The sequence below is a fragment of the Pedobacter roseus genome (assembly GCF_014395225.1).
GTDB lineage: Bacteria > Bacteroidota > Bacteroidia > Sphingobacteriales > Sphingobacteriaceae > Pedobacter > Pedobacter roseus.
This window is the reverse complement of record NZ_CP060723.1, coordinates 2,874,421-2,889,481: the sequence shown is the minus strand read 5'-3', so window position 1 is coordinate 2,889,481 and position 15,061 is coordinate 2,874,421. Positions and strand designations below refer to the sequence as shown.

The following is a 15,061-nucleotide window of genomic DNA, read 5'->3' as shown; positions in this document are numbered from 1 at the left end:
AGCACGGCTTTTTATTTAAGGTCAAAAATTTCCAAAACAGTACTTAATACAGCTTTAAGAATTACATCCTCGTATTTAATATACAGCTGCTACCGTACTTTTACCTTTTTTATCGCTAGCTATTGGAAATTATAAGGATTTTGCCAACATTTGTATAGTCTACTTTAATCTACAAATATGTATTACAACTGTTCGATAGTTGATGATGAACAGCATGCCATCGATGCGCTGAACGATTACATCAACGAAATTGATTTCCTAAAAGTGGCCAGTACCTTTAATAATCCCCTCGATGCCCTGCAGATAATAGGCAAAGGAGATAAAATAGATTTTCTTTTTTTGGATATCGACATGGACGGAATGGCAGGTACTGAGCTTTCTAAACATTTAAGGGAAAAGGCGAGATTTGTAATTTATGCTTCTTCCAACCTGGAGCAGGATGTGAGAAAGATAGACCCCAGCTTTGAATGTTACCTTGGTAAACCAATATCGATGAAACGTTTTACCAATACCATCGAAACACTGGTTAGGCTTAATAATCTTCCTGTTAAAAACTGATATATCTAACGTCTCATGATAGAACTCACTTACCTTTTTCGGCACGAATTTAATAAAGATCAATCTTATCAGCTCATGCAGGCCAGCATGGAAGATCCCTGGCTGGTATTATGTGGAAATGATGTATTGGGTATTATAGATGAAGTTAAAGGAAAGTGGCTTCAGATTGTAGGAGAGGGGATACCCGAGGCAGCAGTTGAAGCTATGGGTGAGCTGATTAAAAAACAACAGTTTAGCTGGTTGCCCAACCTGATCAGTAAACAATGGCCGGATTATGTAATGGAGGTGATCGTAAAAAGCAAGAACCGTTACGAAGTGATCTGTCATGCCGATGCCTGCATTAAATTATTTAAGCAAAGGTTTACCCCCGGAATCCATGCACTGGCCAAAAGGGAAGAAGAGATTATTTTCAAAGTATCATCCTTTAATACCGCAACTGCTTATGAAGTAACCAAATTGCCCGCTGTTGACCGGTACGTTTAAACAACAGCTTTTATAAATGTGTTATTTCCTGCAACTGATCTGGAAAGGCTGCCTCTAAAGCCTTTTCTTTAATTTCGATACTCAAGGTATAAAAACCTTCTTCATCAATAAAGGCTTTCATTTGTGCCGCCCTGCCATAAGTATAATCCAATCTGGTTCTGATATTATCTAATCCGGAGCCAAATCCAACCTCGCTTTTAACCAAACCTGGTAAATTTCTGCTTTCTATTTTCAGGTTTTCGCCATCCATATAAATATCAATGGTGGCTTTGTTGTCCCTGTCGAACAGGTTACCGTGTTTAAACATGTTTTCCAAAATGGTTAATAATACCAATGGAATAAGCCTGATGCCGAGTACATCCGGTGAAAAAGCCAGTTCAATAAAGATCTGCCCCTGCGTAAGCTGATGCAGTTTGATCAGGTTTTGGCACTGGGTAATTTCTTCATTAACTTTAATGTAACCTTCCTGGTGTTCGGTAGTGGCTGCAAAGCGCATCATATCAGATAGATATACCATCACCTGGGCATCTTCTGGAGAATGTTGCCTGATTTTTTGATGGATAAACTCAAAAGTATTAAAAAGCAAATGTGGATTGATCTGCGCTTTTAAAAAAGCATTTTTCGACATTAAGAGTTCTTTATCTGTTCTTTCTTTATCCAGTAGCATTTGAAAACGCTGTTTTTCAATCCGTTCTTTTTCGGCTTTTTCGCTCAAATAACGCTTTAAAAAGAAATAACCTGTTGAGAAGAGCATAAAAAAGGATGCACGCCATGCAAGGTTAATAATCCGCTTTAGAAATGGCAGTTGCACTCCTGTTAATAAGTTTGTGTAATGCGCAAGAAAATTGTCAAACTGATACACGAAAGACATATAAACAGCAATCTCTAAAATAATGAATAAAGGCACTTTCCAGTATGCATTACGGTAAGGTTGTGTACCTATTCTTAAAAGGTTTGCATGGATATAAAAGAAAGCAATGTTAATCACGTAGTGAACAGCATAATTTCCGAATTTTCCAAAAACACCAAAAAACAGACCAACGAGTACCGTTTCCCAAAAAATAAAGCATGTCCACGAAATAATATGGATTTTATATTCTGATACCCAATTTTGGATCAGGTTATTTTTCCAATTTAAACGATCTATCATGATAATCTTACCATATATATAATAAATAAAGTTACAGGGCCATTTTGCAGGTAGTTTTCAGAAAAACAAAAAGTATGAAAACCATCAAATTAAACAAAAGGACCTTGTTCGTATTTAAAAATAATAACTTTAAAAATACAAAACTACACTTTTCTAACACTTCTGATCCTACGACTACTACACTTACCCTCGGAACTACAGGTTTTGCACCTCATTAAATGTTGTGATCAGCAGCCATTATTTTTTGCGGCTGCTGATAATCAGTTTATCCGTAATAAATTCACGGAAATCGTTATTATAAATATCGCCAACCGTAAAACTCGTCTGGTTAGAAAGTGTAATTCTCGTTCCATCAATATGCAGGATATGTTCAATCGCAATAATATAGGCCCTGTGTAACTGTATAAAACCTTTTTTAATGCTTAACTGCTCTTTTACATCCTTTAAACTCAGGTAGGCAATAATCACCTTGTCTTTTGTATGTATTTTAATGTAATTGTGAAAGCTTTCAAAAGCAATAATATCTGCATAACGTACCAGTACAGCTTTATGTTCTTCCGATTTATTTTTGACCAAGAAATAGGTCTCATCATCTCCACTTTCCAGCTCCTCTCCAAAAAGGCGGTTTAGGGTAAGTGCAAATTTTGCATAACCATAAGGTTTTAATAAGTAGGCATCAGCATCAGCCTCAAATGCCTCAAATGCATATTCCTGATGTGATGTAGTAAATATGAGTTTCCTTGTCTTTGAACGTACAGCTTTTGCAAGTTCCAAACCAGAAATCTGTGGCATTTGCACATCCATAAAAATAACATCAACCGTATCTATCTTTTTAAGTTCCATTAAGGCCGTTAACGGATCTGTATAGCTCGCCACCAACCTCATATTCGGCGTATCTTCAATGTATTTTTCCAGTCCTGTTATCGAACTCTGCTGGTCATCTATGGCTATACACTTAATCATCTCCTAATCTTTCTTTTGCATACATAACGAAATTACACCTTTTCGTAACGAAAACAGAACAGTTTATACGCATTTGTATCGGGTTTTCATTTTCTTGGCTAAATTAATGTAAAAATGTGTATTATGAAACATACAGGAATGATTAAATAATATTAAGCAAAAATAGTTTGTGCTAATAATCAATAGTTAAAAGATGATTATAAAAAGCCATTATCAGCTAAAAAACTGCGTTCAGGTACTTAATAGAGGTGTTTTAATTCTCCATTAACAATTATTGAATTGGGCTGAAAGGTAATTAACCCGGAATTTTAACCATTTATAACGAAAATGCGCCGATCTGTGTAACCTTGTTCTTAAATAGATATCTAAGTGCGATATTCGTTTGAGGTTAAATAAAGGACTATTAATGTTCTTAATGGCCTTTATTGAGAAAATTAATAAACACGCTCATATCTACATCTACCTATCAAATCTATATTTAAATTAAATCTCTTTCCTATCTAAAATGACGCTCTCATTTTAGATAGGATATTTTCCGGATTTTTTTGCATCAACTCCGTGTATTAAGCTTGATGATACCTGATGATTTTCATAAATTCGTTATCACTACGGATCATCTAAATAGCAAATTATGACATTTAAAAATATTGTTCTTTTGCTCAGTACAGTGTCGACAGCACTTATTGGCGGACTGTTTTATGCTTATTCCTGTTCCGTTTTGCCCGGACTTACACGCCTTTGTGATCTTTCTTTTCTTCAGGCTATGCAATCTATCAACAGGGCTATTTTAAACCCGTTATTTTTTGTTTCTTTTATGGGAACGCTGATCTTATTGCCGGTAAGCGCTTGGTTTTTTAAAGATCAAGGGAATGTGTTTTATTTACTTCTCGCAGCTGCATTGCTATATTTTGGAGGTGTTTTTTTGGTAACCGTGGTTGGAAATGTTCCACTTAATAATTTGCTGGATGGCACAGACTTAAGCAAGTTGGATGCCCAGGGATTAACCACACTGCGCAATAAATTCGAACCCAACTGGAACCTGTTTCACCGTATCAGGACCATCGCCTCATTTATCTGTATTGTGCTGGTAGCTTATGCGGCTATATTGAGCAGGAATGTTTAATTTATTGATGATTTTGTTTAATAGCGTAAATCCATCCAGGGTAGTCGTCATTCCCGCCCAGGCCTATCGAGTGTACACATCTTTTTTAAATTTTTTGTGGCGTTATGCTAACTTGCTTTGAAATAACACAGCCCTAACCGAAGAACTCCGTCAATCCCAAGTGGCGGAAGGATCAAAAAAACAGTTGCACAATAGGAAACTGGCACTACCAAACCTGAAACGCAGTGGTTTTGTGAAAATATCACTCAAACTTTCATTGAGCATAAACGAGCAAACCCCGAAGGGCTCAATCAGACAAATGAAAACCTATTATACTGCTGATTAAACAAAGTGCCGCTGTTTTTTTGATGAGCGTGAGATGGTGAGAAGCCACATTGCCGGATTGACAAAGCGCTTTGGGTACTTTGGCGCCCCAAAGTACCATGCCGCCGTGGCATAGAGCGGTAGAAGAATATTATAAATAATTGTGTCCACACGATAGGCGAAGGCGGGAATCTTAATGAAATAGGCTTTCAAGGTATCTTCAACGCCTTCCAATTACTATTTCTTCAACAACGTATCAATCTCGGTATTAAATTCCTTTACAAATTCATCGTAAAACTTTCCTGTTGCAGGACCATTAAAACCCGTGTGGATCTGTGCTACATTGCCCTGTTTATCGATGATTATGGTGGTTGGGAAAGATAAAAACGAATCAAGTGCAGGTAACGATTCAGAAACAACCTGTTTATCGGCTGTGCCGGCAAGCACCTGATCGTATTCAATACCAAAACGCTCGCGGAAACGGGTCATTACTTTTTTTGCATATTCGGGCTCAGTTGAGCGTTCGTAATGTAAAGCAATAATTTCTACACCACGTTTTTTATTGGCTTTATACCATGGAGCAATAAAAGTAGCTTCATCTACGCAGTTAGGGCACCAGCTTCCGGTAATGGTTAAAATCACTACCTTGTTTTTGTATTTCTCATCTTTCAACGAAATCTTTTTACCATTTACATCAGGAAAACTGAAATCGAGGGTTTTGTATCCTGATTTAAGATAGGTAAGCTTATAAGGGTCGGGAAGGGCTGCATCTTTGTTTTTGGTTCCGGTAAAAGCCTGACTTCCCCTTGCACCCAAAATTTCACCACTTAAAGTACCGTCTGGCTGAAAGGTACCTTTGTAATAAGCAGGAGAGGAGCCGATGAAACTCGAAAGCTGGAATTCGTTGCCTTCTACCACGCCTTCAAGATAACGAGAATCGCCGGTTACACGCAAAAAAGTGCCGGTAAGTTTATTTCCGGTCTGTTTAAATAAACCCACTGTTTTTTCATCTTTACCATTAGGCGATTTAAAAACGACATCATAACTGCCAGAATAATCTGCCGTAGCAGGCTTATTAAGTGTTTCGAAACGGTAATTTTTACGTTCAGCTACAATGGTTAAAGGTTTGCCTGCTTTATCCTGTTTTCTTAATGTGCCGTTTAAATGATCGGCATCTACAAGGGCAAAGGCAAGTTCATTATCAAACTGATCAAGTTTTACAAATAAAGAATCAGCCGTCTGTTTTACCAAACCACCCTCAAATCTTTCTTCCGCATTGCGGAAATAGAGTTTTTGTTGTCCGTTTTTTTCTTTGATTTCGAAGTTAAAAGGAATATTGAGTCCTTCTTTTACTTTGGCAACTCCACGCCAAATGCCCAGTGCGACGAAGGCCTTAGTCGTTTTTTCTTTAGCCTTTCCCTGCCCGTTGTTGGCCAATACAGCCTGTTGTTGTGCAAAGGTTAAGGAGGTTGATATGGCCAGTGCGGCGGTTAATAGGGATTTTATGTTCATCGGGACGTGTGTTAATCGACTAAATTAGTCGACAAATATACGGACGAAATAGCCAAAGAAAAAATATTTGAATAAAATTCTATAAAAACTATAGGATAAATGGAATTAATTATACCTTTGCCCCAGTTATTTTAAAATACTTATCAAGAAAGGCGGAGGGAATGGCCCTGTGAAGCCTTAGCAACCATCTATTAAATAGAAATGGTGCTAATTCCATCCCAGATGAATCCGGGGTAGTTAAGTCAGTTGTTTGCGTTATCCTTATCAAAATATATGGAGCACTTCTGATTTAAAGGGGTGCTTTTTTTTTGCCTCCAATGCGTTCCTGATCAGTAAAAATGTTTTATAGAAAATCATTGAAATGAAAAAAACAGACGAGTTAAAATCCATTGATGCAAACCCTAATGCATATTTCCGAATGCGCACGCCCTGTTAAAGTAGCGCTATTTTAACAGGCTTTTTTGATCTAACCATTCCTTCTTATTCTTTAATGAAACGCGGTATTTAGCTGTGGTGGAATCGTTTTGCCAAATTTTTATCCTTAATCTAATCATTAATTACACACACATGTTCACAAATTTTAAATCAATAGCGTTTGTTTTGCTGCTTTTTATTACGCAGCAATTGTTCGCTCAAAATGCCATCATCACCGGAACGGTGAAGTCGGCAGATGGTGAAACACTTCCAGGTGTTTCCATTTTTATAAAAGAAACCAAGCAAACCACTATTACTGATGGTAGAGGTGCTTTTTCAATCAATGCACCAGAAAAGGGCACATTGGTATTTTCTTACATCGGTTTTAAAACCCAGGAAGTACAGATCAGTAAAAACGGACCGATTTCGGTTGTTCTTCAATCCAGCGATAATGCGCTTGACGAAGTGGTGGTAACGGCCCTTGGAATTTCAAGGGAGAAAAAATCATTGGGTTATGCCGTTCAGGAATTGAAAGGAGACCGTATAGCCGAAGCTAAAGAATCCAACCTGGTAAATGCCCTTGCCGGAAAAATTGCCGGTGTTAGGGTTACCAATAGCCAGGGAAGCATGGGTTCATCACGTGTGGTGATCAGGGGAGAAACTTCCATCGCAGGAAATAACCAGCCTTTATTTGTGGTTGATGGGATTCCAGTGGATAACTCACAGTTGAATTCGGCTGGTGCCAGGGATTACGCCAATACCATTTCAGATATCAATCCGGAGGATATTGAATCGATGAGTGTTTTAAAAGGTCCAAATGCGGCTGCATTGTATGGCTCAAGGGCTGCAGCAGGGGTTATCCTTATTAAAACCAAAACCGGTAAATCGAAAAAAGGATTGGGTATTGCCATCAATTCAAACGCGGTTTTAGAAACATTGCTTACGCTACCGGTATATCAAAATGCTTTCGGTCAGGGATCGGAAGGCAAATTTAGCTATGTAGATGGTGCTGGCAAAGGACTAAATGATGGGGTAGATGAGAGCTGGGGACCGAAACTTGATGGCAGGTTAATCCCGCAGTTTTATTCCAAAGGGGTACCTGTTCCGTTTATCGCACATCCGGATAACGTACGCGATTTCTTCCAGACAGGTTATTCATTAAACAATGGGGTATCTATTGCCGATGCAGGTGAAAAATATGATTATCGCATTTCTTACAATAACCTTAAACAGGTGGGAATTGTACCGAACTCAGGTCAGGGGAAAAACTCATTTGTATTAAATACTACATTAAAAATTACACCGAAATTAAGTTTAACTGCTAACGCGAATTATAGTAAGCTTAACTCTGATAATTTACCAGGCACAGGTGGTTCACGCTCAACCAGTACCATGTTACAGTTTACCTGGTTTGGTCGTCAGGTTGATATTAACCAGTTAAAAAACTATTTGGATGAAAATGGAAAAACGTTTAACTGGAACAACAGCTACTATAGTAACCCATATTGGGTTGCTTATGAAAATACAGTATCGCAAAACCGTAGCAGGATTATTGGAAGTTTAGCCCTTAATTATAAAATTATCGATGGTCTTGATTTTAATTTCAGATCAGGTACAGATTATTACAACGACAGGCGTAAAGTTAGAATCGCTTATGGCACCAATGGAACACCTTTTGGATCTTATACCGAAAGTGCCTTTACGGTAAGCGAAAATAATACCGATGCAACGTTAAATTTTAACAAACAGTTAAACGATGATTTTAGCTTAGAATTATTGGGTGGTGGTAATATCCGCAGGCAATACATTGAGCAAAACGACCAAAGTGCGCCTAAACTGGCTATCGCAGGACTTTACAACCTTAAAAACTCACGAGATCCCTTGGTTTCATCCAATAATTTATCGCGTTTAAAATCATATAGTGTTTATGCATCAGGTCAGATCGGTTTCAGAAATTATCTTTTCGCCAATATCACGGCACGTAACGATTGGTCATCTACCTTGCCTGCGCAGAACAGGTCTTATTTTTACCCATCATTTAACGGAAGTTTTGTAGCAACGGAAGCATTCGATATTAAAAGCGAAGCCCTTAACTATTTAAAAATACGTGGCGGTTGGTCTAAAGTGGGTAAAGATGCAGATCCTTACCGTTTAATCAACACTTATGTATTTAGTGCGCCGTTTTATGGTAATCCTCAGCTTACAACAGGTTCTATCGACCTGAATCCTAACTTAAAGCCTGAAACGACCACCTCTACAGAACTTGGGCTTGAAGCGGTTTTCTTTAATAAAAGATTACGTTTCGATTTAAGTGCATATAATACGAATAGTTACAACCAGATTTTAGCTGCTGATGTAAGTCAGAGTACAGGTTTCAGCTCGAAATTGCTTAATGCCGGCAAAATCAATAACAAAGGGATTGAAGCACAATTGGGCATTACGCCAATCAAAAAAGCTTTTACCTGGGATGTAGATTTTAATTTCGCAGCAAACAGGAGTAGGGTAATTGAGTTGGATGCCGAAAAATTATTAACCAATTATGTGGTGGCATCAAATTCGGCGCAGGTAATTGCAACGGTTGGTCAGCCTTATGGATCATTGTTCGGGACAGCATTTTTAAGGGATGGTAACGGAAACATCATCGTTAATGCCACAGGTGCACCTGCTACAAACCCAACTAAACAGGTATTGGGGAAATATACGCCAGATTGGATCGGTGGGGTTTACAACACCTTCACCTATAAAGGTATCAGCTTAGGCGTATTGGTTGATGCCAGCATTGGAGGCTCTATTTATAACGGAACTTATGCTACAGGAACTTATACTGGCGTTTTAGCTTCTACACTTCCGGGAAGGGCAGCTGAATACGGTGGAATTTCCTATTATTATCCTGGTAACGATAAAGCAAACGGTACTGTGCGGGTAAATGGATCTGCACCTGCAGGCGTTACGGTGTATGATGACGGGATTATTTTTGATGGCGTAACCGCTGATGGCAAACGTAATGAGAAGATATTGCCTGCCCAACAGTATTACAAAACCTTCAGAAATATAGACGAAGCAAATATTTTCGATGCGTCTTATGTTAAACTCCGTGAGGTGAAATTAAGCTATAATTTACCTGCAAAATGGCTCCGTCCGTTAAGTTTACAAGGCGTTTCGGTATCGCTTGTTGGCCGTAATCTGTGGATTATTCACCGGAATACTGTTGATATCGATCCGGAAGTAGCCTTTAACACCGGTAACGGTCAAGGTTTAGAAAGTTTATCTAACCCAAGCACACGCAGTTATGGTATCAATCTGAATGTTAAATTTTAAATATTTCCATTATGAAAAATAAGAAACTATATATACTGGCCATTTTGGCAATTGCATTTTCATCATGCAAAAAAGAACTGGATGAGGTGAACATCAATCCAAATGCGCCGGAAATTCCACAACCCGATTATTTGCTTACCGGAACCACAAAAATTACTGCCGATACCTACTGGGGTGTAACCAATAACATGAACTCGAGCCTGCTTTTTGCACAGCAATGGGCCAAAGTGCAATACACAGAAGAAGACCGTTTTATTTATTCGAACAGTAGTTTTACCGCATTATGGTCAACAGGGTATGCCCAGAGCATTGCCGGTTTTAATAAAATTATCGAACTGGGCGATGCACAGGGCAATTCGAACTATAAAGGCGTAGCGCTGGTACTAAGATCATGGACATTTTTGTTGCTTACCGATGCTTATGGGGACATTCCTTATTCGCAGGCGGGGAAAATAAAACAGTTTGTTACACCGGTTTACGATAAACAAAAGGATGTTTATTATGGTATTCTGAACGATTTAAAATCTGCACAGGCAGCCCTGGATCCTGCAGGAAAGGTTATTGCCGGTGATGTGATTTACGGCAACAATATTGCCTCATGGAAAAAGTTTGCCAATGCTTTACGCCTTCGTATTGCTTTACGCATTGCAGATAAAGATCCGGCCAAAGCCAAACAGGTGATTGATGAGGTACAGGCAGAAGGAGGTGCTTATATCAGCAGTAATTCAGAAAGTGCAATACTCAAATATGATGTTTCGCCACAGCAAAATCCGGTAGCGGCTTCATTCGAAACCAGAAATGATTATCGGATCAGCAAAACCATTGTAGATAAACTGTTTTCGCTAAACGATCCAAGGTTACCTGTTTATGCCAGTAAAACGGAAAATGTTACGCCGCAGGTTTATGTGGGGATCCCGAATGGTTCTACCAACTCTGAGGCCAGTGCAATAGGATTGGCAAATTCTTCAAAACCAGGTGCTTACTTTTTAGATGCCAAGGCACCAGCTGTAATTTTCAGCTATGCCGAATTGCTTTTCGATAGGGCAGAAGCAGCAGCAAGAGGTTTCACTACGGAAAATGCCGAAAATTTATATAAACAAGCTATCACGGCTTCGTTTAACCAATATGGTATATCTGGGACAGCCGTAGATGATTATATTAATCAGGTTGCGGTACAATATAATGCTTCCAATTATAAAAAATCAATTGGTGAGCAAAAATGGATTGCCTTATTTGGTCAGGGCTTGGAAGCCTGGGCAGAGCAACGCAGGTTAGATTATCCACAGTTAACCGCTTCTGTAAATACCGTTTTGAATGGTAAGATTCCGGTACGTTTTATTTATCCGGGTACCGAGCAATCATTAAATGGGCAGAATTATAAAAATGCAGTTAGTAGTCAGGGTGCAGATTTATTAACCACCAAACTTTGGTTTGATGCTTTTTAGTTTTAATTCGGAAAAAAGAGGAAGTATCTTTAAATACGACAGGCTTTAAGATTCCCGCCTGCGCGGGAAAGACGATCGCTCCGTAACAAAAAAACGTCCCGGTTTTAAGCCGGGACGTTTTTGTTTGATCAGAGAAATAGGTATTTAGCCTCTTCAGGCTCTTTATTTCTGCAAGGCAGTCATCTCGCTAAATCTTCAGCGGCATTACTCACCCTTGATTTCAGGTCTTCTGTATAACCCTTTGCTTTATCGGCCCATTCTGGTGCACGATCAAACAATTCATCAACGATTGATTGTCCTGTAATCGGATCTTTTTTAGTGATATATTTTACGCCGGCATATACTGCAGCGCCAATAATTGCTGTTTTTAAAATTCCCATGTTCTTTTCTTTTTTTAATTAAACATTTTGAGACCGTTAAAAGTTTTAGACAATTTTTAATAACTATTGTTACAGCTACTCTTATTTGATGTTGCATTAACTTTGCTGTTTTTTTACCACGGAAACACGGAAACCGAAGAAAAATAGCTCGTGATAATCAGTGTTTCCGTGGCAACTATTATTATGTTTTGATGGGGGTGACATCGACCGATAGAATCTGTGTTTATCTGTTTGCATCTGTGGTAAATTTATGATGCAATTTATGATAGACTAGTTGAGGTGGTCTGCGGGGGCACAGGCCACGGAGAGGAATTACGAAGGTCTTAGCGGGACACTAAGACCAGCTGGGATCGAAATAACGATCATTATTAAATTTTTACAGATTATCTCCATTAAATTTATATATTTCGGGCAATTAACCTCCGGTAAATCGATTAAACCAAATATTACTGCATGAATAAGGAAAAGTTGTTCAATGAAATTAAAGATTTGAGCATCATAAATTCTTTCTCGAAACACGAACAGCTTGTACAGGGAATCATTAATGGCCTTAATCATAAACTGATTGCCAAGGGCGACATGCTGCCTTCGGTTAACGAAATGATGCGGGAAACCGGTTTTGCCAAAGAAACCATTGGTAAGGCCTATAAAGAGCTGATCAGCAGAGGGATTTTGGAGTCGAAAAACAGGATGGGCTATTTTGTAGCCACTGATGATACCGAACAGCACCTGAAAGTTTGTCTGTTAATTTACGCTTTCGACACCTTTCAGGAAACTTTTTACCAGAACTTCCGCGATCATTTGGGCGATAACATTCAGGTTGATGTATATTTTCACCACAATAACTTTAGCGTTTTCGAATCGATCATCAACAGCAACAAAGGCCAATATGGTTTATATGTAATTGCACCGATAGAAAGTAATGCAGCCAAAGAAGTTTTGGAGCAATTGCCAAAAGAAAAATTATTGATTGTAGATCGTTATGTAAAACTGAAAGGCGATTATTCCTATATTGTTCAGGAGTTTGAAAAGGCTTCTTATAATGCTTTTTTAGAATTGGCTCCCAGAATTAAGGAGTTTTCGGAATTTGTTTTTTTCTTTAAACCTTCTTCTGCTGAGCCGAATGAAGTATTGATTTCCTTTAAACGTTTTATAAAAGAATTTAACATCAATGGGGTAATCAAAAACAGTTACGAGGCAGGCAGTATTGCACCCGATAAGGTTTATTTTACCATACACAACCTCGAACTTTGGGAAATGCTGAAAGATACCAGGGTAAAAGGATTAAAAGTGGGTAAAGATCTGGGTATCCTTTCACATAACGATGATAACGTTAAAGAGATCATATTTGATGGGATTACTACTTTTTCAATCGATTTTGCGCACATGGGCCGCTTAGCTGCCGAGTTTGTGCTGAACTTAAAGCCGATTAAACAGGTAATGGAAAATAAACTGATCAGAAGAAATTCACTTTAACACCATCGCGTGGGAACAACGGCTATCATCAGTTTTATCCTGTTCACGGTTCTGGCCGCGACCATTTCTTATTTCAAAACTAGGAAAACACAAAGATCGACAATAAGTGGTTTTTTCTTTGCCAACCGCACCAATGGTTTTATTATTATCGGTGCTTCACTGTTTTTCAGCAACATCAGCGCCAACCAGTTTATCGGCGAAAACGAATCAGTGTACATCAATAACATGTCGGTAATCGGGTGGGGGATTTCCTCCATTTTTGCCATGATTATCGTTTCTGAGTTTTTTATTCCCATTTATTTTAAAACCGGGATCCGTACCATTCCCGATTTTTTAGAGAAACGTTATGATAAACAGACCAAAACACTGGTTTCGGTTGTTTTTCTGTTTAGTTATATCATTAACCTGCTTCCTTCGGTACTTTATGGCGGTGCCGTTGCCTTTAGCAACCTGATCGATCTTTCCGGTTTTCATCTTTCCTATTGGGAGAGCATCTGGGTTTTTGTGTGGATTATGGGACTGATTGGTTCGGTTTATACTATTTTGGGCGGATTTAAGGCCATTACCATTTCTGATACCGTATTGAGTGCCGGTATGCTGATCCTCATTATTGCCCTGCCATATTACGGATTACGTTATTTAGGACAAGGCGATTTTTTCAGCGGACTTTCTACTGTTCTGTCTACCAAAAAAGAACACCTTAATTCGATAGGAAGCAGCAAAGATGCCGTTCCTTTTTCCACCCTGTTTACCGGTATGCTCATCGTTAACCTTTACTACTGGGGTATGGAGCAGTACATTATCCAGCAGGTGCTGGCCGCCAAAAGTTTGGAAGAAGGCCAAAAAGGGATCGCATTAACCTGTTTTGCCAAATTACTTTGTCCATTATTAATTAATATTCCTGGTTTAATCGCGGTGCACCTTTATCCGGTTTTAACCAATACCAACCAGGTATTTCCTTTGCTTATTAAAGATGTATTGCCGCCACTTTTAATGGGTTTATCGGCCTGTGTTCTTTTTGGGGCTGCCATTACCACCTTTAATGCCGGACTCAACAGCTCGAGTACCTTATTTCTTCTGAACTTATATAAACCTTTTATGGAAAAAAAAGGTAAAATCTTATCGGATAAGAGTTTATTGAGAACCGGGCGGTTGTTTCAGATTTCTGTATCCTTATTTGCCATGGCCTTTGCTCCATTTATTATTTTCTCGAAAAATGGTTTTTACGAATATTTGCAGAAAATCAGTGCAATTTTTAGTCTTCCCATCTTCACCATTATCTTTTTAGGTTTTATCACCAAAAAAATGCCACCTATTGCTGCAAAAATAGGGATGCTTTTCTTTATTTCCTGTTATGTATTAAGCGAGTGGGTATTTTCTATCCACCTGCACTACCTGCATACATTGGCCATCATCTTTATCATCACCGTTTTATTGATGTTATCCATTTCGAAGCTGTACCCCAAACAAATTCCATATACTTTGATACTTGATAATAAAATTGCAATTATTCCCTGGAGGAATAGGCATTACTATCATGTTGTATTAGTCTCACTAATGGCGCTTGTCTTTTTTATTTTCTCCTCCTATATACTTGCTTAGTCCTGTATTTCAATTGTTTATATATTTTTTTTCCACGCTTGGAATATTAAATATTTTGTTTATCATTGTAATTGAAAATAATAGGATAGGATAGTATAGGATAGTTGAATTTGTTTATCTGCGTTCCAGCGTTTGTTCCTTTTTAAAGAGGGGAATAAAAGGTAAATAAGATATTAAAAATCATTCACCTACCTAAACTAATGTTTTCATTAACCAAATAATCCCAAAATATGAGAAATTTTACAACTTATTGTGCAGCAATGCAAAGCCTACCTTCAATTGCTAAAGGATGGCCGGCAGATCTACAAAATCTTAAAAAGCATTAATTTCTGTC

The 15,061-nt window shown here is 38.4% G+C and carries 11 protein-coding genes and 1 riboswitch; of the genes, 7 read left to right on the top strand and 4 right to left on the bottom strand.

The genetic code is table 11. The features are described from left to right. Positions 1 to 177: 177 nt before the first annotated feature. Entirely contained in the window at positions 178 to 558 is a 381-nt protein-coding gene (locus H9L23_RS12000; protein ID WP_187595176.1) for a LytR/AlgR family response regulator transcription factor, read from the top strand. A 15-nt stretch (positions 559 to 573) separates the two neighbouring features. Beyond that, positions 574 to 1,041 carry a hypothetical protein gene (locus H9L23_RS11995; protein WP_187595175.1) on the top strand — a complete coding sequence of 156 codons (468 nt, stop codon included), beginning with the start codon at positions 574 to 576 and terminating at the stop codon, positions 1,039 to 1,041. A 10-nt stretch (positions 1,042 to 1,051) separates the two neighbouring features. Here the strand turns inward: H9L23_RS11995 and H9L23_RS11990 are convergent, their stop codons facing one another. Together H9L23_RS11990 and H9L23_RS11985 are read right to left on the bottom strand one after the other, a co-directional pair. Beyond that, the gene (locus H9L23_RS11990) at positions 1,052 to 2,191 is read right to left on the bottom strand and encodes a sensor histidine kinase (protein WP_187595174.1); all 1,140 of its coding nucleotides are present in this window, start codon (positions 2,189 to 2,191) and stop codon (positions 1,052 to 1,054) included. Positions 2,192 to 2,428: 237 nt separating this feature from the next. Beyond that, entirely contained in the window at positions 2,429 to 3,154 is a 726-nt protein-coding gene (locus H9L23_RS11985) for a LytR/AlgR family response regulator transcription factor (protein WP_187595173.1), read from the bottom strand. Between the two features lie 631 nt (positions 3,155 to 3,785). Here H9L23_RS11985 and H9L23_RS11980 point away from each other — a divergent pair. Further along, positions 3,786 to 4,277: an anthrone oxygenase family protein gene (locus tag H9L23_RS11980; RefSeq protein ID WP_187595172.1), complete on the top strand. Its 492-nt coding sequence runs from the start codon at positions 3,786 to 3,788 to the stop codon at positions 4,275 to 4,277. 540 nt (positions 4,278 to 4,817) lie between these two features. Here the strand turns inward: H9L23_RS11980 and H9L23_RS11975 are convergent. Further along, entirely contained in the window at positions 4,818 to 6,092 is a 1,275-nt protein-coding gene (locus H9L23_RS11975; RefSeq protein ID WP_187595171.1) for a peroxiredoxin family protein, read from the bottom strand. 137 nt (positions 6,093 to 6,229) lie between these two features. Beyond that, a riboswitch (SAM riboswitch) is annotated at positions 6,230 to 6,336 on the top strand. A gap of 323 nt (positions 6,337 to 6,659) precedes the next feature. On the opposite strand from H9L23_RS11975, the gene H9L23_RS11970 reads away from it, so the two are divergent. Both H9L23_RS11970 and H9L23_RS11965 read left to right on the top strand, forming a co-directional pair. Continuing rightward, positions 6,660 to 9,824, top strand: a complete 3,165-nt coding sequence (locus H9L23_RS11970) for a SusC/RagA family TonB-linked outer membrane protein (RefSeq protein WP_187595170.1) — start codon at positions 6,660 to 6,662, stop codon at positions 9,822 to 9,824. Between the two features lie 11 nt (positions 9,825 to 9,835). Further along, entirely contained in the window at positions 9,836 to 11,269 is a 1,434-nt protein-coding gene (locus H9L23_RS11965) for a SusD/RagB family nutrient-binding outer membrane lipoprotein (protein WP_187595169.1), read from the top strand. Between the two features lie 179 nt (positions 11,270 to 11,448). Here the strand turns inward: H9L23_RS11965 and H9L23_RS11960 are convergent, their stop codons facing one another. Then, on the bottom strand, positions 11,449 to 11,649 hold the full coding sequence (locus tag H9L23_RS11960) for a YtxH domain-containing protein (RefSeq protein WP_187595168.1): 201 nt from the start codon (positions 11,647 to 11,649) through the stop codon (positions 11,449 to 11,451). Positions 11,650 to 12,102: 453 nt separating this feature from the next. On the opposite strand from H9L23_RS11960, the gene H9L23_RS11955 reads away from it, so the two are divergent. Together H9L23_RS11955 and H9L23_RS11950 are read left to right on the top strand one after the other, a co-directional pair. Then, a complete protein-coding gene (locus H9L23_RS11955; RefSeq protein ID WP_187595167.1) occupies positions 12,103 to 13,125 on the top strand; it encodes a GntR family transcriptional regulator in 1,023 nt (340 codons plus the stop codon). Positions 13,126 to 13,134: 9 nt separating this feature from the next. Continuing rightward, on the top strand, positions 13,135 to 14,727 hold the full coding sequence (locus H9L23_RS11950) for a solute:sodium symporter family transporter (protein ID WP_187595166.1): 1,593 nt from the start codon (positions 13,135 to 13,137) through the stop codon (positions 14,725 to 14,727). The last annotated feature ends 334 nt before the right edge of the window (positions 14,728 to 15,061 follow it).